The organism is Neobacillus sp. Soil_C_43 (genome assembly GCF_057656715.1).
On record NZ_JBDGJV010000055.1, the window covers coordinates 1 to 332 of the forward strand.

The 332-nt window shown below is 41.3% G+C and carries 1 tRNA gene; it reads right to left on the reverse strand.

Annotated elements, in window-relative coordinates:
• Nucleotides 1-171 precede the first annotated feature (171 nt).
• Nucleotides 172-247: transfer RNA gene (locus AC3A54_RS25570), tRNA-Ala, on the reverse strand.
• Nucleotides 248-332: the final 85 nt, after the last annotated feature.

Genomic DNA, 332 nt, shown 5'->3' on the forward strand with positions numbered 1-332 from the left:
TCTCCAAGAAAGTTGATTAGCTCATTTTGTTACGTTGGCTTAGTTTCATAAGAAACTAATAATTTTTGTTTGTTGACATTCTGTTTGTTTAGTTTTCAAAGAACAATTGTCTCATGTGCGACTTTTATATAGTATCAAATAATATATATATTGTCAACACATTAATTTATTTGGTGGAGCCTAGCGGGATCGAACCGCTGACCTCCTGCGTGCAAGGCAGGCGCTCTCCCAGCTGAGCTAAGGCCCCAAAATATTAATGGTCGGGAAGACAGGATTCGAACCTGCGACCCCTTGGTCCCAAACCAAGTGCTCTACCAAGCTGAGCTACTTCC